Annotated in this window: 20 protein-coding genes; 11 read left to right on the top strand and 9 right to left on the bottom strand. The window is 64.3% G+C overall.

The window, feature by feature from the left end:
- Nucleotides 1–63 precede the first annotated feature (63 nt).
- The gene (gene ppc, locus ToN1_RS16750) at nucleotides 64–2,811 is read left to right on the top strand and encodes a phosphoenolpyruvate carboxylase (protein WP_169204454.1); all 2,748 of its coding nucleotides are present in this window, start codon (nucleotides 64–66) and stop codon (nucleotides 2,809–2,811) included.
- Between the two features lie 15 nt (nucleotides 2,812–2,826).
- Here ppc and ToN1_RS16745 read toward each other — a convergent pair whose 3' ends face one another.
- Nucleotides 2,827–3,591 (bottom strand): LytR/AlgR family response regulator transcription factor, encoded by a 765-nt coding sequence (locus ToN1_RS16745; RefSeq protein ID WP_169204453.1) that lies wholly within the window; start codon nucleotides 3,589–3,591, stop codon nucleotides 2,827–2,829.
- A 162-nt stretch (nucleotides 3,592–3,753) separates the two neighbouring features.
- Between ToN1_RS16745 and argH the strand changes: the two genes are divergently transcribed.
- The 5 genes from argH to ToN1_RS16720 all read left to right on the top strand — a co-directional run bounded on the left by argH (nucleotide 3,754) and on the right by ToN1_RS16720 (nucleotide 8,795).
- Nucleotides 3,754–5,172, top strand: coding sequence for an argininosuccinate lyase (argH, locus tag ToN1_RS16740; protein WP_169204452.1), 1,419 nt, complete (start codon nucleotides 3,754–3,756; stop codon nucleotides 5,170–5,172).
- A gap of 730 nt (nucleotides 5,173–5,902) precedes the next feature.
- Nucleotides 5,903–6,466, top strand: coding sequence for a hypothetical protein (locus ToN1_RS16735; protein ID WP_169204451.1), 564 nt, complete (start codon nucleotides 5,903–5,905; stop codon nucleotides 6,464–6,466).
- Entirely contained in the window at nucleotides 6,467–6,790 is a 324-nt protein-coding gene (locus ToN1_RS16730; protein WP_169204450.1) for an HPr-rel-A system PqqD family peptide chaperone, read from the top strand.
- Nucleotides 6,791–6,826: 36 nt separating this feature from the next.
- Complete coding sequence (locus tag ToN1_RS16725; RefSeq protein ID WP_169204449.1) at nucleotides 6,827–7,693, top strand: HprK-related kinase A; 867 nt, start codon at nucleotides 6,827–6,829, stop codon at nucleotides 7,691–7,693.
- 4 nt (nucleotides 7,694–7,697) lie between these two features.
- Nucleotides 7,698–8,795: a nucleotidyltransferase domain-containing protein gene (locus tag ToN1_RS16720; protein ID WP_169204448.1), complete on the top strand. Its 1,098-nt coding sequence runs from the start codon at nucleotides 7,698–7,700 to the stop codon at nucleotides 8,793–8,795.
- A gap of 43 nt (nucleotides 8,796–8,838) precedes the next feature.
- Here ToN1_RS16720 and grxD read toward each other — a convergent pair whose 3' ends face one another.
- The 4 genes from grxD to hemA form a co-directional block, all read right to left on the bottom strand.
- On the bottom strand, nucleotides 8,839–9,159 hold the full coding sequence (grxD, locus tag ToN1_RS16715) for a Grx4 family monothiol glutaredoxin (protein WP_169204447.1): 321 nt from the start codon (nucleotides 9,157–9,159) through the stop codon (nucleotides 8,839–8,841).
- A gap of 88 nt (nucleotides 9,160–9,247) precedes the next feature.
- Nucleotides 9,248–10,102 carry a peptide chain release factor N(5)-glutamine methyltransferase gene (gene prmC, locus ToN1_RS16710; RefSeq protein WP_169204446.1) on the bottom strand — a complete coding sequence of 285 codons (855 nt, stop codon included), beginning with the start codon at nucleotides 10,100–10,102 and terminating at the stop codon, nucleotides 9,248–9,250.
- Between the two features lie 48 nt (nucleotides 10,103–10,150).
- On the bottom strand, nucleotides 10,151–11,230 hold the full coding sequence (gene prfA / locus ToN1_RS16705; protein ID WP_169204445.1) for a peptide chain release factor 1: 1,080 nt from the start codon (nucleotides 11,228–11,230) through the stop codon (nucleotides 10,151–10,153).
- Nucleotides 11,231–11,289: 59 nt separating this feature from the next.
- Nucleotides 11,290–12,543: a glutamyl-tRNA reductase gene (gene hemA / locus ToN1_RS16700; protein WP_169204444.1), complete on the bottom strand. Its 1,254-nt coding sequence runs from the start codon at nucleotides 12,541–12,543 to the stop codon at nucleotides 11,290–11,292.
- Between the two features lie 515 nt (nucleotides 12,544–13,058).
- Here hemA and ToN1_RS16695 point away from each other — a divergent pair.
- Nucleotides 13,059–13,313 (top strand): helix-turn-helix transcriptional regulator, encoded by a 255-nt coding sequence (locus ToN1_RS16695; protein WP_169204443.1) that lies wholly within the window; start codon nucleotides 13,059–13,061, stop codon nucleotides 13,311–13,313.
- A 217-nt stretch (nucleotides 13,314–13,530) separates the two neighbouring features.
- Here the strand turns inward: ToN1_RS16695 and ToN1_RS16690 are convergent, their stop codons facing one another.
- On the bottom strand, nucleotides 13,531–14,469 hold the full coding sequence (locus tag ToN1_RS16690) for a WYL domain-containing protein (RefSeq protein WP_169204442.1): 939 nt from the start codon (nucleotides 14,467–14,469) through the stop codon (nucleotides 13,531–13,533).
- 103 nt (nucleotides 14,470–14,572) lie between these two features.
- Between ToN1_RS16690 and ToN1_RS16685 the strand changes: the two genes are divergently transcribed.
- The 4 genes from ToN1_RS16685 to ToN1_RS16670 all read left to right on the top strand — a co-directional run bounded on the left by ToN1_RS16685 (nucleotide 14,573) and on the right by ToN1_RS16670 (nucleotide 18,345).
- A complete protein-coding gene (locus ToN1_RS16685; protein WP_169204441.1) occupies nucleotides 14,573–14,749 on the top strand; it encodes a hypothetical protein in 177 nt (58 codons plus the stop codon).
- A gap of 14 nt (nucleotides 14,750–14,763) precedes the next feature.
- Nucleotides 14,764–15,081, top strand: coding sequence for a hypothetical protein (locus ToN1_RS16680; protein WP_169204440.1), 318 nt, complete (start codon nucleotides 14,764–14,766; stop codon nucleotides 15,079–15,081).
- Between the two features lie 90 nt (nucleotides 15,082–15,171).
- Nucleotides 15,172–16,725, top strand: coding sequence for a nucleotidyltransferase (locus ToN1_RS16675; RefSeq protein WP_169204439.1), 1,554 nt, complete (start codon nucleotides 15,172–15,174; stop codon nucleotides 16,723–16,725).
- Complete coding sequence (locus ToN1_RS16670; RefSeq protein WP_169204438.1) at nucleotides 16,726–18,345, top strand: SAVED domain-containing protein; 1,620 nt, start codon at nucleotides 16,726–16,728, stop codon at nucleotides 18,343–18,345.
- A gap of 158 nt (nucleotides 18,346–18,503) precedes the next feature.
- Here ToN1_RS16670 and ToN1_RS16665 read toward each other — a convergent pair whose 3' ends face one another.
- From ToN1_RS16665 to tyrS, 3 genes are all read right to left on the bottom strand, one after another.
- Complete coding sequence (locus ToN1_RS16665; protein WP_169204437.1) at nucleotides 18,504–18,977, bottom strand: RES family NAD+ phosphorylase; 474 nt, start codon at nucleotides 18,975–18,977, stop codon at nucleotides 18,504–18,506.
- A gap of 140 nt (nucleotides 18,978–19,117) precedes the next feature.
- Complete coding sequence (locus tag ToN1_RS16660) at nucleotides 19,118–19,972, bottom strand: hypothetical protein (protein WP_169204436.1); 855 nt, start codon at nucleotides 19,970–19,972, stop codon at nucleotides 19,118–19,120.
- 363 nt (nucleotides 19,973–20,335) lie between these two features.
- Entirely contained in the window at nucleotides 20,336–21,574 is a 1,239-nt protein-coding gene (tyrS, locus tag ToN1_RS16655; RefSeq protein ID WP_169204435.1) for a tyrosine--tRNA ligase, read from the bottom strand.
- Nucleotides 21,575–21,631 lie beyond the last annotated feature (57 nt).

Below are 21,631 nucleotides of genomic sequence, written 5' to 3'. Positions count from 1 at the left end.
TTCTAGCATGGACGTCCGAGCACACCTCTCGCCCCCGAACCCCAACACTGCCACGGAAACATCATGACCCAGGACAAGGACGCACCACTGCGCGAAGACATCCGACTGCTCGGCCGCATGCTCGGCGACACCGTGCGCGACCAGCAGGGCGAGGCCGTGTTCGGCCTCATCGAACGCATCCGCCAGACTTCGGTGCGCTTCCGCCGCGACGACGACCGCGCCGCACGCCAGGAGCTCGAAGGCATCCTGGATGCGCTGTCGCGCGAACAGACGATCCAGGTCGCGCGCGCGTTCAGCTATTTCTCGCACCTCGCGAACATCGCCGAGGACCAGCACCACATCCGCCGCAGCCGTGCCCACCTCATCGCCGGCTCCGCGCCGCGCGAAGGCAGCCTCGCGCACGCACTCGCCCGTGCCTTCGCGAGCGACCACGAGGCCTCCGAACTCGCCGCGTTCTTCGACACCGCATCGATCTCGCCGGTGCTCACGGCCCACCCGACCGAAGTGCAGCGGAAGAGCATCCTCAACTGCGAGACCGACATCGCCCGCCTGCTCGACCGGCGCGACCGCATGGTGCTCACGCCCGAGGAGCGCGAACACAGCGACGAAGCCATGCGCCGCGCCGTGCTCATCCTGTGGCAGACGCGCATGCTGCGCCCGGCCAAGCTGTCGGTGGTCGATGAGGTGGCCAACGGCCTGTCGTATTTCGACGCGACCTTCCTGCGCGAGGTGCCGCGCCTCTACGCCAGTCTCGAGGACCAGCTCGCGAAGCGCGACCCGGCGCTGGGCGCGCTCGAACTGCCCGCCTTTCTGCGCGTCGGCAGCTGGATCGGCGGCGACCGTGACGGCAATCCCTTCGTCACCGCCGAGGTCCTCGAACGCGCGCTCGCGATGCAGGCCGGCGCCGTGCTCGGCTTCTACCTCGACGAGTTGCACACGCTCGGCGCGCGCCTGTCACTCGCCGCCGGACTCGTGAGCGCCTCGGACGCGCTCCTCGGGCTCGCTGACCGCTCGCCCGACCAGTCCCCGCATCGCAAGGACGAGCCCTATCGGCGCGCGATCTCCGGCATCTACGCACGCCTTGCCGCGACCCATCGCGCCCTGCTCGGCAGCGAACCGCCGCGCCACGCCGTCGCAGACGCCGAGCCCTACCTGAACGCGTACGAACTGTCCGAGGACCTCGATATCCTCCACCGCTCGCTCGTCGCCAACGGCTCGGCCGCGCTGGCGCGCGGCCGCCTGCGCCTGTTGCGCCGCGCGCTGCGGGTGTTCGGCTTCCACCTCGCACCGATTGACCTGCGCCAGAACTCGGACGTACACGAGCGCGTCGTCGCCGAACTGCTGGCGACCGCCCAGCCCGACGTCGATTATCGCGCTCTAGACGAGACCGATCGCTGCGAGGTGCTGCTCACCGAACTCGCCACACCGCGGCCGCTCGCCTCGCCTCACGTGCACTACTCCGACGAGACCGAGGGCGAGCTGGCGATCTTCCGCGCCGCCCGCCGCGCACACCTGCGCTTCGGCAAGGAAGCGATCACCAACTGCATCATTTCGAAGACCGACGACGTCTCGGACATGCTCGAACTCGCCCTGCTGCTGAAGGAGGCGGGCCTGCTGCGCCCGCACGAGCAGGCGCTCGACGTGAACATCATCCCGCTGTTCGAGACCATCGAAGACCTCGCCAACGCCCCGACCGTCATGGATCGCCTGTTCGCGCTGCCGGCCTACATGAGCCTGCTGGAATCACGCGACCGCATGCAGGAGATCATGCTGGGCTACTCCGACAGCAACAAGGACGGCGGCTTCCTCACCTCCGGCTGGTCGCTGTACAAGGCCGAGATCGGGCTCGTCGAGGTATTCGCCAAGCACGACGTGCACCTGCGCCTCTTCCACGGCCGCGGCGGCTCGGTCGGTCGCGGCGGCGGCCCGAGCTACCAGGCCATCCTCGCGCAGCCGGGCGGCGCCGTGCAGGGCCGCATCCGCCTCACCGAGCAGGGCGAGGTCATCGCCGCCAAGTACAACAACCCCGAGGTGGGCCGGCGCAACCTCGAAGTGCTGGTCGCCGCGACGCTGGAGGCGAGCCTGCTCACGGATCGCGCGCCGGCGCCGCGCGCCGAATTCCTCGACACCATGCAGGCGCTCTCGGACACGGCCTTCGCCTCCTATCGCGGCCTCGTCTATGAAACCGAGGGATTCGAGCGCTATTTCTGGGAGTCGACGGTGATCTCCGAGATCGCCGAGCTCAACATCGGCTCGCGCCCCGCCTCGCGCAAGAAGGGCACGCGTATCGAAGATCTGCGCGCGATCCCGTGGGTGTTCAGCTGGTCGCAATGCCGGCTGATGCTGCCCGGCTGGTTCGGCTTCGGCGCGGCGGTGAAGGCATGGCGCGCCGCCCATCCGGACGACGGCCTCGCACGGCTGCAGGCGATGTACAAGGAGTGGTCGTTCTTCGCAACGCTGCTGTCGAACATGGACATGGTGCTCGCCAAGTCCGACCTCGCGATCGCCTCGCGCTATGCCGGACTCGTGAAGGATCCGGCGCTGCGCGACGCGATCTTCGGTCGCATCCGCGCCGAATGGCAGGACACCGTCGACGCGCTGCTCGCCATCACCGGCCAGAAAGAACTCCTGGACGACAACCCGCTGCTCAAGCGCTCGATCCGCAACCGCTTCCCCTACCTCGACCCGCTCAACCACGTGCAGGTCGAGCTGCTGCGCCGCCACCGCGACGGCCACGACGACGCGCGCGTGCGGCTGGGCATCCACATCTCGATCAACGGCGTCGCGGCCGGCCTCAGGAACAGCGGCTGACGCGGAAAACGGCATTCAGATCCCCAGCGCCTGCTTCACCGCCGGCCACTGCCGGCGGCTGACCGGCAGGCCTGCGGGCAGCCCGGCGAGCAGGATGTCCCAGTGCGGTTCGCCGTCCTGCTCGCCCGCCCGCTCGACGCCGACCACGGCAGCGCGTGCGACGAGGCAGTTGCGGTGGATGCGCAGGAAGCGGCCGGGGAACTCCTGCTCGAGTTGCACCAGCGATTCGTCGAGCAGGTATTCGCGCTCGGCCGTCCGCGCGGTCACGTATTTGAGCTCGGCCCGCAGGAACAGCACGTCCGCGACCGGCACCAGCAGGATGCGACCACGCTCGTTCACGCTGAAATGCTGCCGCGCGCCGGGCGCCAGCGCCGCAAGCGCGGCATCCGGCAGCGGCGGGCGGCGCCGCACCTTCGCCAGCGCGTCGGCGAGACGCTGCGCCCGCACCGGCTTCAGCAGGTAGTCGACCGCCGAAAGCTCGAAGGCCTGCACCGCATATTCGTCGTAGGCTGTTGTGAAGATCACCGCGGGGGGCTTCTCCAGCCGGCCGAGATGGCGCGCCAGCTCGACGCCATCCATCACCGGCATGCGGATGTCGGCCAGCACGACGTCGGCGGGCTCGCTCTCCAGCAGGCGCAGGGCCCCGACGCCGTTGGCCGCGACGCCGACGACGGCGGTCGGCTGCTCCGACGCAATGTCGCCGAGCAGGTCGCGCAGGCGCGCGCGCGCGGGCGCCTCGTCATCGACGATCACCACCCGCAGCAGCTGTGCCGACTCCATCGAACACCTCCCCCTGCGATGCACGCCGGGCCGGCCCGCCGGCCCCCAAGGCACGCAGGCCTTTTGCTTTATAATTTCGGCCTGTTTGCGCGGCGCCTGCAACAACCGGCACCCCGCCCCGCGACGGCCGCCACCGGCCGCGCCATACCAATGACGGACATTATGACAGACACCACTTCCTCGCAGCCGGCCAAGGCCTGGTCGGGCCGCTTCACCGAACCCGTCTCGGATCTCGTGAAACGCTACACCGCCTCGGTGTTCTTCGACCAGCGCATGGCGCGCCAGGACATCCGCGGCTCGCTCGCGCACGCGAAGATGCTCGCGCGCCAGGGCATCATCGGCGCGCAGGATCTCGCCGACATCGAGCGCGGCATGACGCAGATCCTCGGCGAGATCGAGCGTGGCGAGTTCGGCTGGAACCTCGACGACGAGGACGTGCATCTCAACATCGAAAAGCGCCTCACCGCGCTCGTCGGCGACGCCGGCAAGCGCCTGCACACCGGCCGCAGCCGCAACGACCAGGTCGCGACCGACATCCGCCTGTGGCTGCGCGACGCGATCGACCAGATCCTCGCGCTGATCGGCGACTTCCAGAAGAACCTGCTCGACGTCGCCGAAGCCAACGCGGCGACGCCGATGCCCGGCTTCACGCACCTGCAGGTCGCCCAGCCGGTGACCTTCGGCCACCACCTGATGGCCTACTACGAGATGAGCCGCCGCGACGCCGAGCGCTTCGCCGACTGCCGCAAGCGCGTGAACCGCCTGCCGCTGGGCAGCGCCGCGCTCGCCGGCACCAGCTACCCCATAGACCGCGAGTTCGTCGCGCAGGAGCTCGGCTTCGACGAGGTCTGCTACAACTCGCTCGACGCCGTCAGCGACCGCGACTTCGCGATCGAGTTCTGCGCCGCCTCGGCGCTGCTGATGACCCACCTGTCGCGCTTCTCCGAGGAACTGATCCTGTGGATGAGCCCGCGCGTGGGCTTCATCGACCTCGCCGACCGCTTCTGCACCGGCAGCTCCATCATGCCGCAGAAGAAGAACCCGGACGTCCCCGAGCTCGTGCGCGGCAAGACCGGGCGCGTCAACGGCAGCCTGATCGCGCTGCTGACCCTGATGAAGGGCCAGCCGCTCGCGTACAACAAGGACAACCAGGAAGACAAGGAGCCGCTGTTCGACACCGCCGACACGGTGATCGACACGCTGCGCATCTACGCCGACATGATCACCGGCATCCGCGTGAAGACCGACGCGATGCGCGATGCACTCAAGCAGGGCTACGCGACCGCGACCGATCTGGCGGACTACCTGGTCAAGAACGGCCTGCCCTTCCGCGACGCGCACGAAGCGGTCGCGCTCGCCGTGCGGGCGGCCGACGTGAAGGGCTGCGACCTGCCGCAATTCTCGCTCGACGAGCTGCGCGCGGCAATGGCGCACGTGCCGGGTGCGGCCGAACGGGTCAACGACGACGTCTTCGCCGTGCTCACCGTCGAAGGCTCGCTCGCCTCGCGCAAGCACATCGGCGGCACGGCCCCCGAGCAGGTCCGCGCTGCCATTGCGCGGGCGCGTAGCGCACTGGATTGACGGCCGGCGGAACAGCACCAGATGTGGCGCCTGACCGGTGCGGGCGCCACAACCTCCGTTCAACGCGCGTGAATCCGAATCCCTGACCAAGCGCGAGTCCACGCTTGCTGGGGCACCCACCGCCATGCACATCCGGCCCACACCTCGACGCCGAGGATGCATGGATCGCGATGGCTTACCACCTTTCTCACGACCTTCCTGCTTCCTCATCAGCCCCCTCGGCGTCCAAGCCGGGCGCCGCGACCTCGAAGCGGCGTAACTCAGCCATCGCCCATGTGCGAGGCCGGCATGACGAAGGTCACGACGTCTTAGCCCTTGTGCTTGAAGCATGCAAGGCGCTCGGCTAGCTTCACAAGGGTGGATGTCATTGCATCCGGCCCGCGAAGCAAACGTCGGATTTTTTTACACTCGACTGGAATCCGGCATTCACGCGCTCCATAAGCCTTTATATTTCAGCACGATGGAGCAGATGCCAATTCGGCACGAATCGTGCTCGAATGAACGTGAGAAGACACGAGCGTAGAAATCGCCATCAGGAACCAAGAAAATGGGGATACCCCCGGACCCGTGCGATACCGGATGTAACGAGCTGCCCGAAGGAACGTCGGCGTCCCGGTCTGCCGGTTCTCGTCGGCGCTTCATCGGGGCGACAGCTGGCGGCGTCGGTGTCCTGCTAACCGTTCAGGCCAGGTCCGCGCTCGGCCAGATCAGCTGCCTGAGCCCCTCGGCGATGGTCAGCGGCAATCTGAGCCACCACGCAGGCGAGACGGTGTGTTCCGCGGGGCTGTCGCCTACCGACTGGAAGCTGCAGATCAATGTATCGAACTGGGGCCAGGTCAGCGCTCCGACATTCAAGCGGAGTGTGACGCTGCTCGACGTCGACGCGAGTGCGTACACGACCGGCCAGGACATCTCGAAGAACCCGAAAAGTGTCATGGACAGCGTGGGAACCCTTGTTTCCGCCGTTCTACCGGATTCGGACGTTCCCAATTCCACGGGGATCTGGGAGTTTCTCGCATTCCCGCAGAATTACGCGACCCTGTCCGACTGCGAGCTGATGCGCCACCTGATCGCTGCTTGGATCAACACGAATCTGCTCCCGGACTACCCGATCAAAACTTGGCACATCCAGGAAATGTGGCAAAGCCTGCGCCGCGGCGGCACCTATTGCCCGTCCAGCCTGGCATGCACGGGCACCATGGGACTCACCGCCGCGGAGGTGATCAGCTACATCAAGACCACCTACTCGGGGACCGAGTCGCCGCTGCTGTATGTCTGCAAGAAGAAGGCCTGATTGACGAACCGCCTCGAAATCAGCCAGCAGGATGACATGACGTTGAACATTCTTAGCGGGCGGTCGTTGGTGTTCTCGCCTCAGTGGAATGACGAAGGCGCAAGCGTGCTGTTCGACAGCACGTCAGGCGACTACTGGGTGCTCACACCGCTCGCGCGGGAAATCGTCAGACACACGACCGACGCGGGGCCCACCGAGGCATCCACGCTCGTCCGCCACGTCGGCTCACGGGCGTCCGCGTTCGAAGGCGGTGAAATAGCCGAAGCGACGATCCGGCGCGTGATCGATGAACTGGTGGAGCTCTCGATTCTCGCGCACACTTGAGCACAACTCGTTCCGCGCTGCGAGCTGGCTACCGGATTGATCGACGTCACCCTTCATCTTGCCCCGGTCACGGTGCGTGTGCGCTCGCCGTTCGCCACGGTGCGCCGCCATCTCGAGACCTTCTACCCGGACGCACTACACGGCTCAGGGAAGGCGAGGCATTTCATCGACTTCGACATCCACATCACCCACGGTACGGGATGGCGCCGCTGGCTCCGGCCGCAGGCACGCTTCTTCCTTGACCACGCCGAACCCTTCCTCCCCCTCCCGGCCACGCAGGCCGCCCCGCTGTTCGAGTGGGGGCTGAACTGGTGCCTCGCATCCCGCCCGCTCGGCTATCTCGTCATGCATGCCGCAGTCGTCGCCCGCGACGATGACGCACTCGTCATGCCCGGGGCGCCCGGAGCAGGGAAGAGTACGCTCTGCGCAGCGCTGACCTTCATCGACCAGTGGCGGCTCCTTTCAGACGAACTGGCGATCCTTGCCCCCGAATGCGGCACCCTGCAACCCAACCCCCGCCCGATCAGCCTCAAGAACGAATCGATCGACATCGTTTCGCGCTTTCCGGGCACCAGGCTCGGACGTCGCTACACGGACACCCGCAAGGGCACGATCAGCCATGCGGCGCCACCTGCCACATCGCACAGCGCGGCCGCACGACAGGCGCGATGCCGCTGGGTGATCTTCCCCCGCTTCGTGCCCGGATCCGCCCCCCGCAGCGAGGAAATCGGCCGCGCAGAGGCCTTCGCGCGCATTGCGGAGCAATCCTTCAATCGCGATCGCATGGGCGAGACTGGCTTTCACGCGCTGTGCGAGATGCTGGACAAGGCGCGGTGCTTCGACATTGCCTACGATTCGACCGACACCGCCCTGGCGATGGTGCGTAGCATCACCGGACGTTAACGCGATGCAATCGTCCGCCTGCAAACGTCTGGTTGCGACCCTCAAGACGCCGACGCAGGCTGCCGCGCTGGATCTGGCCGCTTGGTCCGAACTCGTCGCGAATGCGCGCGCAGCGAACCTTGCGGGCCTGCTCGCCGAGCGCCTCGCCGCGGCGGACGTCGCCATCCCGCCCGAAGCCGCACGACATCTCGACGCAGTCCGCCAGCTCAGCCGGCGACAGGCACTGTCGGTGCGCTGGGAAGTGCACGGGCTGCAGCGTGCCCTGTGCCGCCTGGGCATCCCGCTGGTGCTGCTGAAAGGGGCCGCCTACGCGGTGTCCGACCATCCCGTCGGGCGCGGCCGCCTATTCGGCGACATCGACATCCTGGTGCCGCACGACGCGCTCGGCGATGTCGAGTTGCGCCTGATGGTGGCGGGCTGGGCGTCGGCCAAGACCTCACCCTACGACCAACGCTACTACCGAACCTGGATGCACGAGTTGCCGCCGATGGTGAACGTGCGGCGCGGCACCGTGCTCGACGTCCATCACACCATCCTGCCGCTCACCTCGCGGCACAGCCCCGATGCGGGCACGATCATCCGCGAGGCGTCCACGCTACCCGGCCTGCCTGCGGTGCGCATCCCCCGCCCCGAGCATCTGCTCATCCACAGCATCGTTCACCTCCTGCACGAAGGCGAACTTCACAACGGCCTGCGCGATCTCTTCGATATCGATGGGTTGCTGCGCGCGGGAGCCAGCGAAGCGGATTTCTGGCCGCGGGTGGTCGAGGCCTCACGGACGCTCGATGTCGTCGCGCCGGTCGCATTCGGCCTCCACCTTGCCAGGCATCTGCTCGACAGCCCGATTCCGCCGCCGGTACTCGAGGATTTGCTCAACGCCGCGGGCGGGCCGGCCTCGCGGCTGCTGACGATGCTGTACACAACCGCCATGCGCCCCGAGAACGAGGCTGCCGAAAGCGCGGCGGCGGCGCTTGCCCGCTTCGCGATCTACGTGCGCGCCCATTGGCTGCGGATGCCGCCGTATCTCCTGCTGCGGCACCTCGCGCACAAATCGATCGTGCGCCTCAAAAAAGACGAGCCCGCCGCTGACGGGCGGGCCTGATCGCCATCCCGGCACGGACGGGTGCCGTGCCAGCCGAAGCGAATTACTTGACGCCGGCTTCGGCGAGCATCGTCTTCAACTCGCCGTTCTCGTACATCTCGCGCATGATGTCGCAGCCGCCGACGAACTCGCCCTTGATGTAGAGCTGCGGAATCGTCGGCCAATTGGCGAATTCCTTGATGCCACTGCGAATATCCTCGTTCTCCAGCACGTTCACCGAGAACACGCTGGTAACGCCCAGGTTCTTGAGGATCTGCACGGCGGTCGCCGAGAAGCCGCACATCGGGAACTGGGGTGTGCCCTTCATATAGAGCACGACCGGGTTGCTGGTGACCTGCTCGCGGATGACGTTCTGGATGTCCATGTTGCCGTTCCAAAAGTTGAGTAATTAACTCGGGAAATTCTAGGGATTGCCATCGCAGCCGTCAATAGGCACTGCAACGACAATGCCTTCAGCGTGACTCCTCACGCCCCAGCCACTGGCCGCCCGACACGCGCTCGATGCCGCCGAGGTCCTTCCACGACGTGATCGACGAGAACCCCGCATCCGTGAGCAAACCGCGCACCGCCGCCGCCTGGTCGTAACCATGCTCCATGAAGAGCCAGCCCCCCGGCTCCAGGTGGCGCGGCGCCTCCGCCGTAATCGCCGCGAGGTCGTCCAGCCCCTGGGGCCCTGCAGCCAGCGCCGTTCCCGGCTCGAAGCGCACGTCGCCCTCGCGCAGATGCGGGTCGCCCGCAGCGACGTAAGGGGGATTGGCGACGATCAGCTGATAGCGATCACCCCCCAGTTGCGAAAACCAGTCGCCGAGGACGAAGGACACGCTCGCCTTTAGGCGGGCGGCGTTGGCCATCGCGACCAGCAAGGCCTCGCGCGAACGATCCACCGCGGTCACGTCGGCGTCAGGCAGTTCAAGCGCAAGGGTCACGGCCAGCGCGCCGCTGCCCGTACCCAGGTCGAGAACCCGGGTGCGCGGCCTGTCGCCGAAGTGCGCCAGGGCCAGCTCGATGAGCAGCTCGGTGTCCGGTCGCGGAATCAGGACCGCCGGGCCGACCATGAAGGAGCGCCCGTAGAACTCGCGCTCGCCGATCAAGTAGGCCACCGGCTCTCCCGCCTCGCGCCGCTCCACCAGGCTGCGAAATTCCGCCCACTCGCCCTCGTCAAGCCGAGCCTCCGGATATGCGGCAAGGCGTGCCGCCGAACATTGCAGGACATGGCGGAGCAGCACCCGCGCATCGACGACGGCAATGCGGGCACGCGCCCAGTTCAATGCGGCGGCGATATCGGGCACCGTGTCGGGCGTATCCATCAGCGCCTCCACCCGTGCGGACTAGATGATCGCGAGGTCACGCTCATATCACTCACCGGCGAGCGCCGCGAGCTGTGCGGCCTGATGTTCCGCCGTGAGCGCACCAACCAACTCGTCGAGTTCCCCCTCCATCACCGCGTCCAGCTTGTACAGCGTGAGGTTGATGCGGTGGTCGGTGACACGGCCCTGGGGAAAATTGTAGGTGCGGATGCGCTCCGAACGGTCGCCGCTGCCCACGAGACTCTTGCGCGTCGCAGCCTCCCTCGCCTGCTGCTCGCGGAGCTGTATGTCGTGAATGCGCGCAGCCAGCACCGACATCGCCTGCGCCTTGTTGCGGTGCTGCGAGCGGTCGTCCTGGCATTCGACAACGATACCCGTGGGCAGGTGGGTGATGCGCACCGCCGAATCGGTCTTGTTGATGTGCTGACCGCCCGCGCCGCTTGCACGGAAGGTATCGATGCGTAAGTCCGCCGGATTGATGTTTACGGCCTCGAGCTCGTCGGCCTCGGGCATCACCGCAACGGTGCAGGCGGACGTGTGGATGCGCCCCTGCGTCTCCGTCGCCGGCACCCGCTGGACGCGGTGCCCGCCCGACTCGAACTTCAATTTCGAATACGCGCCGGCGCCGATCACGCGCGCGATGACTTCCTTGTAACCGCCGAGGTCCGATTCGCTCGCCGACACGATCTCGACCTTCCAGCGCTGGCGTTCGGCGTAGCGCGTGTACATGCGCAGCAGGTCGCCGGCGAACAGCGCCGCCTCGTCGCCACCGGTCCCGGCACGGACTTCCAGAAACAGATTGCGCTCGTCATCGGGGTCGCGCGGCAACAGCGCGCGCTGCAACTCGTCCTCCAGCGCCGCGATCCGCTCCGCGCAAGTCGCCAGCTCCATTTCCACGAGCTCGCGCATCTCCGCATCGGCGAGCATTTCGCGCGCACTTGCAGCGTCACTCTCGGTCCTGCGCCACGCCTCGTACAAGGCCACCACCGGCTCGATCTCGGCGCGCTCGCGGCCGAGCGTGCGGAAGGCGTCCATGTCGCGCGCGGCATCCTCGGAGGAGAGCTCGCGATCCAGTTCGGCCAGTCGACTGCTCAGGAAATCGAGCTTTTCGCGGATGCTCTGCTTCATCGGAAACCGGAAAGGGGGCACGGAGGCCGGCAGCACGCCCACAGCGGGCGCGCGCCCGGCTAGTCGTGCGAATTGAGATTGAAGAGCTGTTGCACCAGCCGCGAGGCGTCGGCCTGCTGCTCGCCCTCGGACTGGTTGAGGAATCGGGTCGGCCCGTGCATCAGCTTGTTGATCAGGCCGTGGCTGAGCGCATCGAGTACCTTCTGCGGGTCCTCGCCCTTCGCCAGCAACTTGCTCGCACGCTCGAGCTCCACGGTACGCAGCATCTCGGCATGCTGGCGCAGCGCCTTGATTGTCGGCACCGCGTCGCGCGCCTGCATCCAGTGCAGGAAACCATCGACGCGCGTATTGATGATCTCCTCGGCCTCGATCACCGCCTGCTGGCGCGACTCGAGGCCGGCATCGACGACTTGCGCAAGGTCATCGACGGTATACAGGAAGATGTCGTCCAGCGCGCCGACCTCTGCTTCGATGTCACGCGGCACGGCGAGGTCGACCATCACCATCGGCTTGTGACGGCGCGCCTTGATCGCACGCTCGACCATGCCCAGACCGACAATCGGCAGCGGGCTGGCCGTACAGGAGATGACGATATCGAACTGCGCCAGCACATCGCCGATCGCATCCAGCCGCATCACCTGCGCCCCGAAGCGGCTCGCGACCACTTGCGCACGCGCCTCGGTGCGGTTGGCAACGACCATTTCCCTAGGGCTCGCCCCCGCGAAATGCGCGGCGCACAGCTCGATCATCTCGCCGGCGCCGATGAACAGCACGCGCTGGTCCGCGATGCGCTCGAAAATGCGTTCGGACAGGTGCACCGCCGCCGCCGCCATCGAGACGATGTTCGCGCCGATTGCTGTCGTCGAGCGCACCTCCTTGGCGACCGCGAAGGTGTTCTGGAACAGCTTGTGCAGCAGGGTCCCCATGGTCCCCGCCTCTTCCGCCCGCCGGGCCGCGTCCTTGACCTGACCGAGGATCTGCGGCTCGCCCAGCACCATGGAATCGAGCCCGCTGGCCACACGGAACACGTGGCGAATCGCGTCGCGCTGCGGATAGGTGTAGAGATAGGGCGAGACTTCCTTCAGCGACAGCTGGTGGAAGTTCGCCAGCCAGTCGGCCGCGTGCTGCGGCTGCTCGGTGGCGAAGTACAGCTCGGTGCGGTTGCAGGTCGACAGGATCGCGGCCTCACGCACCGTGCGCGCATGCGTCAGGTTGTGCAGGGCATCGTCCAGCCGCTCGGGCTGAAACGCCACCCGCTCCCGTATGCTGAGCGGAGCGGTGTGATGATTCAATCCAAGAGCATAAAGTTGCATGCGCGATCGCAAAAAGGAAGCTTAATTCTGCGGATTATAGCACCGCGAAAAACGCCGCAAGATTGCGCAAAATCAGACCTTTCTGTTGCCGATACTGCAACGTAAACGAAAACGGGCCGGCAAAAGCCGGCCCGTTTTCTTGAACTGGTGGCCAGGGACGGAATCGAACCGCCGACACGCGGATTTTCAACGGGTAAATATCCCCAATGAGCCGCGCAGACTAACGCAGACACCCAAAAAAACAAGCACTTAGCCGCACTCGACCGCAGTCGAGCGCAACCGATTCCTGTCAGCCCCGCCAGAAAAACGACAGACCTGAACAGCGGGGCGGAGTATGACACGGTGCACGGTCGCGAACAACACGTCGCCCGCATCACCCCCTCCGCCCGCCCTACCGCATCGCCTGCCCGGCGAGTATGGAACGCACATTTTTTTCGTTTGGTTGCGTTCCAGTGCGCGCATGCCCCCTCGGCTCGCCTATACGGGGGCATGCCCACTCCACTCAGGACGCTTCCATGAGCAGAACCACCACCGTTCCCTCCAACGTCACCACCATCCCCGTCGCTCCCGGCCAACTCGCCGAACTTCTCGACAAGGCGAGCCTGTGCGCGCGCCTGAGCATTTCGGCACGAACACTCGAGAACATGGTCAAGGCCGGCACCTTCCCGCCCCCGGTGAGGGTCGGCAAGTACGTCTACTGGAGCGAGGTCGCCGTCAGGAGCTGGCAGCGACGCCTCTTCGCCGCTCAGGAAGCGTGGACAGTACATTGACGTCCGACGCCCACAGACGCTCACCGGGTCTCAAGCAAGCCGAGAAAACTCGGCGACTAGCCCATCAGGCGCCGAGGAGGATGCTGCAGCCCTTGCACCGCTCCCACCGTCGGCCGCCGCGGTTCTTTTGTTTGGTCCGCGATGAGTCTGCCCTCAACTTGTGCCCGACGAGGCCGCTGGGTAGCAGGAGCGGTGACTAGGACAAAGCCGCGGCGCCCTACAACGCCTTCACAATCCGGTGCGTCCCATCGGGTCTCGGGTCCCGATATCCGGGAGCCAACGCCGCACTGCTTGCGCCGTACAGCGCAAGTGGGTCAGCAAGCCACAATGCGTACTCTGGTCCGACGAGGCTATGGTCGGGCGAACAGTCTACGTTCCACCGCCGCAACATGTACCCTGCGGTTGCCGCTCGGACCTTAACCGTCAAGACCCCACCGGGCATGTCGTAGTCCAGTTTCACGACCTCGGGCCTAGGGTGCTTGGGATGTGGCACCAACTCAAGTTCGATTATTCGACTCCACTGAACGTCGTGCTCGACCGTCTCCTCCCGCGCCACAGGACTATCCTCCAGCAGCGTCGGGCTTTCCATTCGCGTGAACACGAAATCCCGGAATTGCTGACTCTTGCGGTCGAAGGCGCGAACGTGCCACCGAATACCAGTATCAACCAACGCCAAGGGGACAAGTTCACGCTCCGTCTTTCCGCTTTCAATCGACGTGTAGCCCAAGCGGACAGCTTTGCCGCGATGAATGGCACGCGTAATCGGCGCCAGAACCGACATTCTTGGCAGGCTGAGGGCGTTCGGGAACTCACACCGCACCATCGGCTGCAGTTGGTCTCCGATTCCCTCCCCAAACCCCTTTGAAAGCGCAGTCAGGACACGTTGCGGCTGGTGCTCGAAGAGCGGGGTGAAATCGGCCGCGGGCCTATAGGTCTTCGTCCCCGGGTCGAGTTCCAGGTTCTCCGGCGCGATATCCCTGTACAGGGCGATGTCGCGAGTGGCGCCCGCTGGCCCTGTCTCAAACCGCTCCACCACATCAGCCCGCCGCAGTTCCCCCAGAAAGTAAAGCTTAAAGTCAATGTGAGAGAGCCGCTCTCGCTGGACCCGGGGGAGTCGTTCCAGGCCGCGGCGGCGTTCGAGTTGTAGTGAGTTCATAAATACATGATAACCGATTCGTCCCCCAGGTTAAATCACAACAAACTTGTGACATCATCAAAATGATTATGTAAGATACTCTCATTCATCCAAAGGAGGCATCATGGCAAAGAACCATCCGACCGGAGACGGACACCGCGCAGGCGCTGTCAAGCAGCGCAGCCAGACGCTCACCCCCTCTGGCCACTACGTTAAGCGCGACACCTCCACCGGCCGCTTCCTTGACGTGAAAACCTCAGACAAGACGCCATTCAAAGGCGTCCGCCGCGAGAAAAATTGAGACAGGAGTGAATCATGCTCGAACGATGCATCACGTACGTTCTAACCGAACCGCTCAGACTCGTGCACTTCGGCCGTGCCCTGCTGCGAGTCAGTGGGATTCTGTTCCTGGCAGGCGTCATGGGGGCTATGGCGACGACAACAATTTCCGTCGTTACGGGAATGGCCAAGACGAGCAGACCAACGGTCGAGCTCATCGACCTAGTGGCTGACTTGCCGACTTGGTGGATTCCAGAATCCGTTATCGGCTACGGCTTCGCGTTGTTTTGCGGAGCTGCGGGTGCCTGGGCCGTCCGCACCGGCCGTAAGTTTCAACGCTTAGTGCGGTACTGACCTCGGCCTGCGGGAGATGACCGCGCCCGACGGTGAACCCGCGGTGGACCAACGCTACTTGCCTACCGACAACCAACCCGAACCTTCGCCATGACCGAGAGCATCCTGCCCCCAATCGCACTGACCTCGACCGCGTCGGCCTATCTTGAGAGACTGGCCGCGGAGCTCGACGTACCGCCGTCGCGCTACGAAGAGGCCACGCGCCGCTACAAATCGGTCGGTGAATGGCTCGACCGAGAGGAATCCAACCTGAAAGACCTGGACCCAGAGGTCTACGTGCAGGGCTCTTTCCGGCTCGGCGTCCCCATTCGACCTGTGAATGAAGACGAGCATTACGACGTCGACCTCGTTTGTGAACTGAAGTCGGCCGGCAAGCACCTAACTCAGCGGCAGTTGAAGGCACTCCTCGGTTACGAGATGAAGCTGTATGCCAAGGCGCACGGCATGAAGGAGGTCGGTGAGAGTCGGCGCTGCTGGACGCTCGAGTATGCCGACGGCGCACAGTTCCATCTCGATGCGCTTCCCGCCATCCCGGACGGAGAAGGACAACGACGCATTCTGGCGGCGCGCGGATTGAGCAATAGCTGGACGGAAACGGCCATCGCTATCACCGACAACGAGCACCCCCAGTACGACGCGGTTTGTGAAGGATGGCCGCACAGCAACCCGAAGGGATACACCAATTGGTTTCGCAGCCGCATGCGGGTCGCTTTTGAAGCCCGCCGCGGAGCGATGGCACTGGAGTCGAAGGCCTCCGTCGAGGACATTCCTTCCTACCGGGTAAAAACGCCACTGCAGCAGTCAGTTCAGATTCTCAAGCGGCACCGAGACCTGATGTTCGCGAACGACCCGGCCAACAAACCCATTTCGGTTATCCTGACCACGCTTGCCGGCTTGGCGTATCAAAACGAGCCCACCGTGGGCCAGGCACTCGATACCATCCTGCGGCAGATGGACTCCCTCATCGGGCGGGACGGGCAAGGCTTCCCGGTAATCCTCAATCCGACCGACCCTGCAGAGAACTTCGCCGACCGCTGGCGACAGTATCCGAACCGTCGAGAGAACTTCTTCATGTGGCTGCGGAAGGCCCGTGCAGACTTTGTCGGATTGGCCCAACAGTGGCATGGCCAGGGGCTTGTCGAGGTAGCGGAACGCTTCGCGGGTCCGCGCATCGCGACACGGGCAAGCACCTCAAGCCCTTCGCCGGTGCGCTCACTGCTCGCGCTGCTGCCAAACCGAGCCAGTCTCATCAGTGCGCCGCACAAACAGCTGGCGCCTTGGCCTGTCGTACGACAGGGCCAGGTTCGCATCGCCAAGGCCACATGGCGCGCCAACGGTTTCTCGCGGCCAACCCGTTTCTACAGTGACTCGCACCCCCTGAAGAAGGGCGCGAACTTGAAGTTCGAAGCCACAACTGATGTACCGGGCCCCTTCGATGTGCATTGGCAGGTGGTCAATTCGGGAGCCGAAGCAGTTCGCGCGAACCAACTTAGGGGCGGATTTGACCGTGGAGCGGTCGAGCGCGGGTCGGTAGTACGGCACGAATCGGCGGCGTACGCTGGCTCGCACACCATCGAGTGCTTCATCGTCAAGCAAGGACACCTAGTCGCCCGAAGTGGCGCCTTTGTTGTAAACATCAACTGAATGACACATTCACTGACAGCAATGGCGGCAACATTGGACACGGAAGGCATCGTCCCGTTGAGCGACGGGGGGCTAGCACAACTCATTGGCGACCAAGCGGAAGCCGGAGCAACTGTGTTGATTATGGAAAATGGCTTCACTGCACGCGTAGCCACAATGATGGAGAGCGGCGCGTGGGCTGAGGTCGGACGCGGGGACTTCGGGCTCAAAAGCGGCAACGCTGCAAAGCACATCGCCGCAGCGGGAAAACTCACGTGGTGGCAGGTGGCGTCCTCACCCTCTACCTGCGACCTTTCCGTAGCGATGGGTGCGCCGGCCACGTCGGGCTCCATCGACACGTGGCTCGCAGAGGCGGAGGCATTAACGGGAACCTCTGGACGCGGCGATTCACCGAAGAAGGACGACCAGCAGTATCTGGGCTACCTCGCGGGCTGGCGCTGCCAGTTCGCAGGATGCGGCAAAGACCTTCAGCGTGAAAGCTTGAGTGGCACGCCCGGCAACTTCTCGTACTTTGCTCACATCATCGCGTCCTCGCCGAAGGGGCCTCGCGGCGACAAGCTGCTGTCTGGGCAACGAGCGGAAGCCATCGACAACATCATGCTGATGTGCGACGAGTGTCATCGTCGCATCGACCGTGTCGACCCCGACCGTTTCACGGTCGATGTTCTACGCACGATGCGCCAGGACAACATCAATGAGGTCCGAAGACTGCTCAATACGCTGAGGTACGAAGAGGCAGTGCCTATCGTAGTGATGGGAAACATTACCGCCCAATCCCCACGTTTTCTGCAGCGAGACGCCGAAGAGGCGATGTGGACCCGCCGGCTTCGGATGGCGCCGACCGGCCCCGAGCGCTATTTTTATAACGGCGGTCATCTGCATAACCCTCATGCACCGCACTATTGGGGTTCTCTGTTCGACGCCTTGAGGGACGATATTCCGCTGCTACGCAAGCGCTTGAACGGCACACTGCGTGCCGACGGCTCAACGATGCCGCTCGCTGTGTTCCCTCTCCACGGCATATCGATATTGGTGCTGGCTGGACGCTTGCTGGGAGAAGGCAGCCGTATCACCGTATTCCAGTACAGTCGCGACCGCCCCCCCGACCTTCCTGGTGGGAAGTGGGCATTCGACGAAGGGGTTCAAACTCCACCAGCAGACAAGTATTGCGCGAAGGAACTCGCGCCATACAACGGCGCTGATGAAGCATGCCTGGTTATCTCCCTGACCTACAAGGTGGAGCCGAGCAGATTACCGACGACGCTATATGCCGACGGCGCCTTCAAGGTCGGAGCTATGGAAGTGACCGCGTCGGACTCCGCTGCGCTCCGGCATGACATATTCTCCCACTCATTGGACCTTGACCGCTTTGCCACCGCCGCTGAGCAAGCCATCCAGAAACTGCAGGACCAGTGGCACGTCAAGAAGGTTCACCTATTCATCGGCGCGCCGGCCAGCGCGTGCTTTAAAGTTGGGCAGAAATTACAGGCGCGACACCATGCAGTCTTTGTCTGCTATGAAGCTTCCCTAGGTAGCGGCGCTCCGTTTCTGCCGACCATCGAAATCTCGAACAGCAGGGTCGAAGAGCTTCAATCCAATCAAACCATCTTGTTGGCGTAATGGGCATCAGCGCGTCCCCACTTGCCGGACAAACGACACAGCATCCTCACACGAAGTACACCAAAAATAAGGGATTCAGCATTCCGCTTGTCATATTAGTCGAGGTATTTGGCGGTTTCGTGCAGCAAATTATTGATAGAGCACTTGGGCGAGTCAGTTCAGCGTAGCTTGATTCCGGCACGCATCAGCTGCCCGAGCAAGTCCCGGTACGCAGGGTCCTGCCGCACTGCAATACGAGTACCGGGCATTTCGCGCACCGGTACACGTGCCTGCACGCGGTCGAAAAGTGCGATGGAGATGCCCTTTGGGTAGTTGCGCGGAATGTAGTAGAGCCCGTCCGGCTTACTAGGATGCTCGTAGAGCGCGCGCGCCCAGTCCTGTGCGATGGCGTAGTCGGGAGTGCAGGATATCTGCCCATCCAGCCCGAGCGGAAGCCCGTCGGTAAGGTCGACCAGCGTCACCGTCGCCGGGAACAGGCTGGCGATGACCCGAACGTCGATATCCGCCTTGTAGAGCGGTCGCATACCGAGCCTGATTTCGTCCCTCAGCAGGCTCTCAGAAATGCAGGTCATATAGTCGCTACCGGCGTACATCACGCCGAAGCCCTGCATGGGGTCGTCGAAGCGGTACACTGCCCCCTTCCCGAAATAGACGACCGACTGGTGGTCCCGATGACTGACCCGCCGGAAATTACCGAGGTCTACTGTGAGGGTCGGTAGTTCAACCTTCCACACCTTCGCCCGGTCGGGTCGCATTATCGGGACAGGCGGCATTAAAGGGCGCCCTGCGTGAGCCCCGCCGCCGCAGGCAGAATGCGCAGCACAGCTTCACGATGCCCCAATCGCAACTCCTCCAGGGGCACCTTATCCGCAAGGAGCGGTTCCCTGTGAGTGAGGAAATCGTAGGCCTGCCAGGCCCGGTCGGGACCAAACGCCTCGATGACGTCCGCAATTACGTCCAGCACCGCCGCATCAAATTGCCAAGCAGGAAGACGAAAGCCCTTTTGGGCGCCGCTGCGACTCAACGCCAGTAGCCGACCATTCTGTCGCATGTGCGTAAGCGTGCGCAGCGGTATCCCGCTGCGAGCGGACGCCTGCGGGAGCGTGAGCATCTCGGGGAGCTGAAGCACCTCCTTCTGCTCCTGCAGACCGCCCGCGAGCAGGGCCCGTTCAAGTGCCTCCGTTGCCGGGTCGAGCTGGACCGAGGGCGAATTCGTCGGACAGTCTTCCGCGCCCGATTTTGCACTATGGAAAACAACCTGATAGCGACTGGCGGGGAAAACACGACTCCCAATGGCGGCCTGCTGCTCTACGGCGCTCCGTCGTAAGCGCCCCCTCTTCAGCGGCTGGACCGATACCACTACTCCACCGCCCAGTTCCGGCAGCCTCACTTGGCCGCCTTTGCCCGCTAACGCCTCAATCAGGTAGGCAAGCGGCATCCGCTCCTTCAGCTCGCATTTGAGTGAATGCACGAGCGCATTTCCGCCCTCCTGACCGGCCACCAGAAACTCCAGAGCCTCGATGACCTCCTGCAGCCGCTGCGCGTTGTCGTCGCGCGGCAGCTCGAGCGCAGCGGGCAGCAGCGCGGGATGGCGCCGCCATCGGGCCAGGCGCCCCTTCGTTAGCATTGGAACCTCCCGTCTTTGCATGTGTTAAATTTAGGCGAAACAGGCAAAATAGGCAACAAAGGCAAGGACATCTATAAGTGGTGAGTGACTGGTAACTTCACGTTGCTAGAACGACCCGCGTTTCGGGACGATAAGCATCGGGTCGCAATTAGGTGCTATGCACTCGTACCTGGAACGACGAGGTTTTGTCGCTTATAAGGGCCGAATGTTCTGACCACAAATGTACGAGTCACTGCAGGTCGGTATGACCGGGGAGCGCCGCCGGGCCAATGGACTCGCCATTGAGGTCATCGGCGAGCGGTTCAGAACGAATCCCGAGTCAGGTCGAGCCCGAAAGCGCTGCTTCGAGCCCAACCCTTCTCGTCACCCTGACACGACGATGCGTAGATGTTGCTTGCGTCCCACCGACAAGCGCCACTCCCTCCCATGAACGGGCAGCAAAACTTCCGCATGCTCGACCTGCTTACCGTTCAAGCGCAGACCGCCTCCAGTGGCCAACCGGCGCGCGAAATTCCTGGAGGGCGCTAGCCCACCCTCCACGGCAAGCTCCGCCAAAGTCAGACCGGCGCTCACGCGCTCGGGGGCGACGACCAGCGTCGCCAAGCCTTCGTCGCTTTCGCCGTCACAGAACAAACACGCCGCCGTCTTTGCCGCCGCCCTGGCGACCTCCTCACCATGCGCGAGCCCGGTTGCCTCGGTGGCGAGGAGGATTTTCGCCTCGTTGAGTTCCGCGCCCTCGAGCGCACCCAGGCGTCGAACTTCGACCATGGGCAGTTCCGTGAAGAGCGCGAGGAAGCGGCCAACGTCGCGGTCATCCACATTGCGCCAGAACTGCCAGAAATCGAACGGAGCCAATCTGTCCGAGTTGAGCCACACCGCCCCCTGAGCCGACTTGCCCATCTTGCGACCGTCGGCGGTGACCAGCAGCGGCATAGTCAGCCCGAAGAGCTCAGGTCCGCCCTGCCGTCGTGACAGCTCCACGCCGTTCACGATGTTCGCCCACTGGTCGGCGCCGCCGACCTGAACCGTGCAACCGCAGCGCTGGGCCAGTTCCGTGAAATCGAACGCCTGGAGCAGCGTGTAGCCGAACTCTTGAAAACTGAGTGAGTATTCAAGGCGCGTTCGGATTGCGTCGAAGCTGAGCAGACGGTTGATGGTGAAATGCCGACCTACTCGACTGAGGAAGTCGAGATAGCCGAGCCCATCCAGCCAGTCGGCGTTATTGACCACCAGCGCACCGCTCGGGCCATCGTCCATCCTGAGGTAGCGGGCGAAGGTGCCCGTGATGCCGTCGATGTTTGCGGCGATTGTCGCCTCATCGAGCAGGGGGCGGCTCGTATCCCGAAAACTCGGGTCACCGATACGGGTCGTGGCACCACCGACAAGCATTATCGGCCGGTGCCCTGCACGCTGCAGCCAGCGCATTAGCATCAGGCCCTGGAGGTGGCCGACATGGAGGCTATCGGCGGTAGCATCGAACCCGAGGTAGGCGCGCCGCGAACCGGTCGCGAGCATCCTGCGAAGGCCCTCGGCATCCGTGCACTGGTGAATGAAGCCGCGTTCTTCCAGAATGTGGAAGATGTCGGAAAACTGGTGGGGCATTGCGGTCTCCTGAGGAGCAAGGGGCAAAAAGCCCGAGGAGACCGCCAATCAGCTCAA

This window comes from Aromatoleum petrolei, from assembly GCF_017894385.1.
Classification (GTDB): Bacteria; Pseudomonadota; Gammaproteobacteria; order Burkholderiales; family Rhodocyclaceae; genus Aromatoleum; species Aromatoleum petrolei.
The sequence above is the reverse complement of the archived record's forward strand: the minus strand, read 5'-3'. Positions and strand labels throughout refer to the sequence as shown.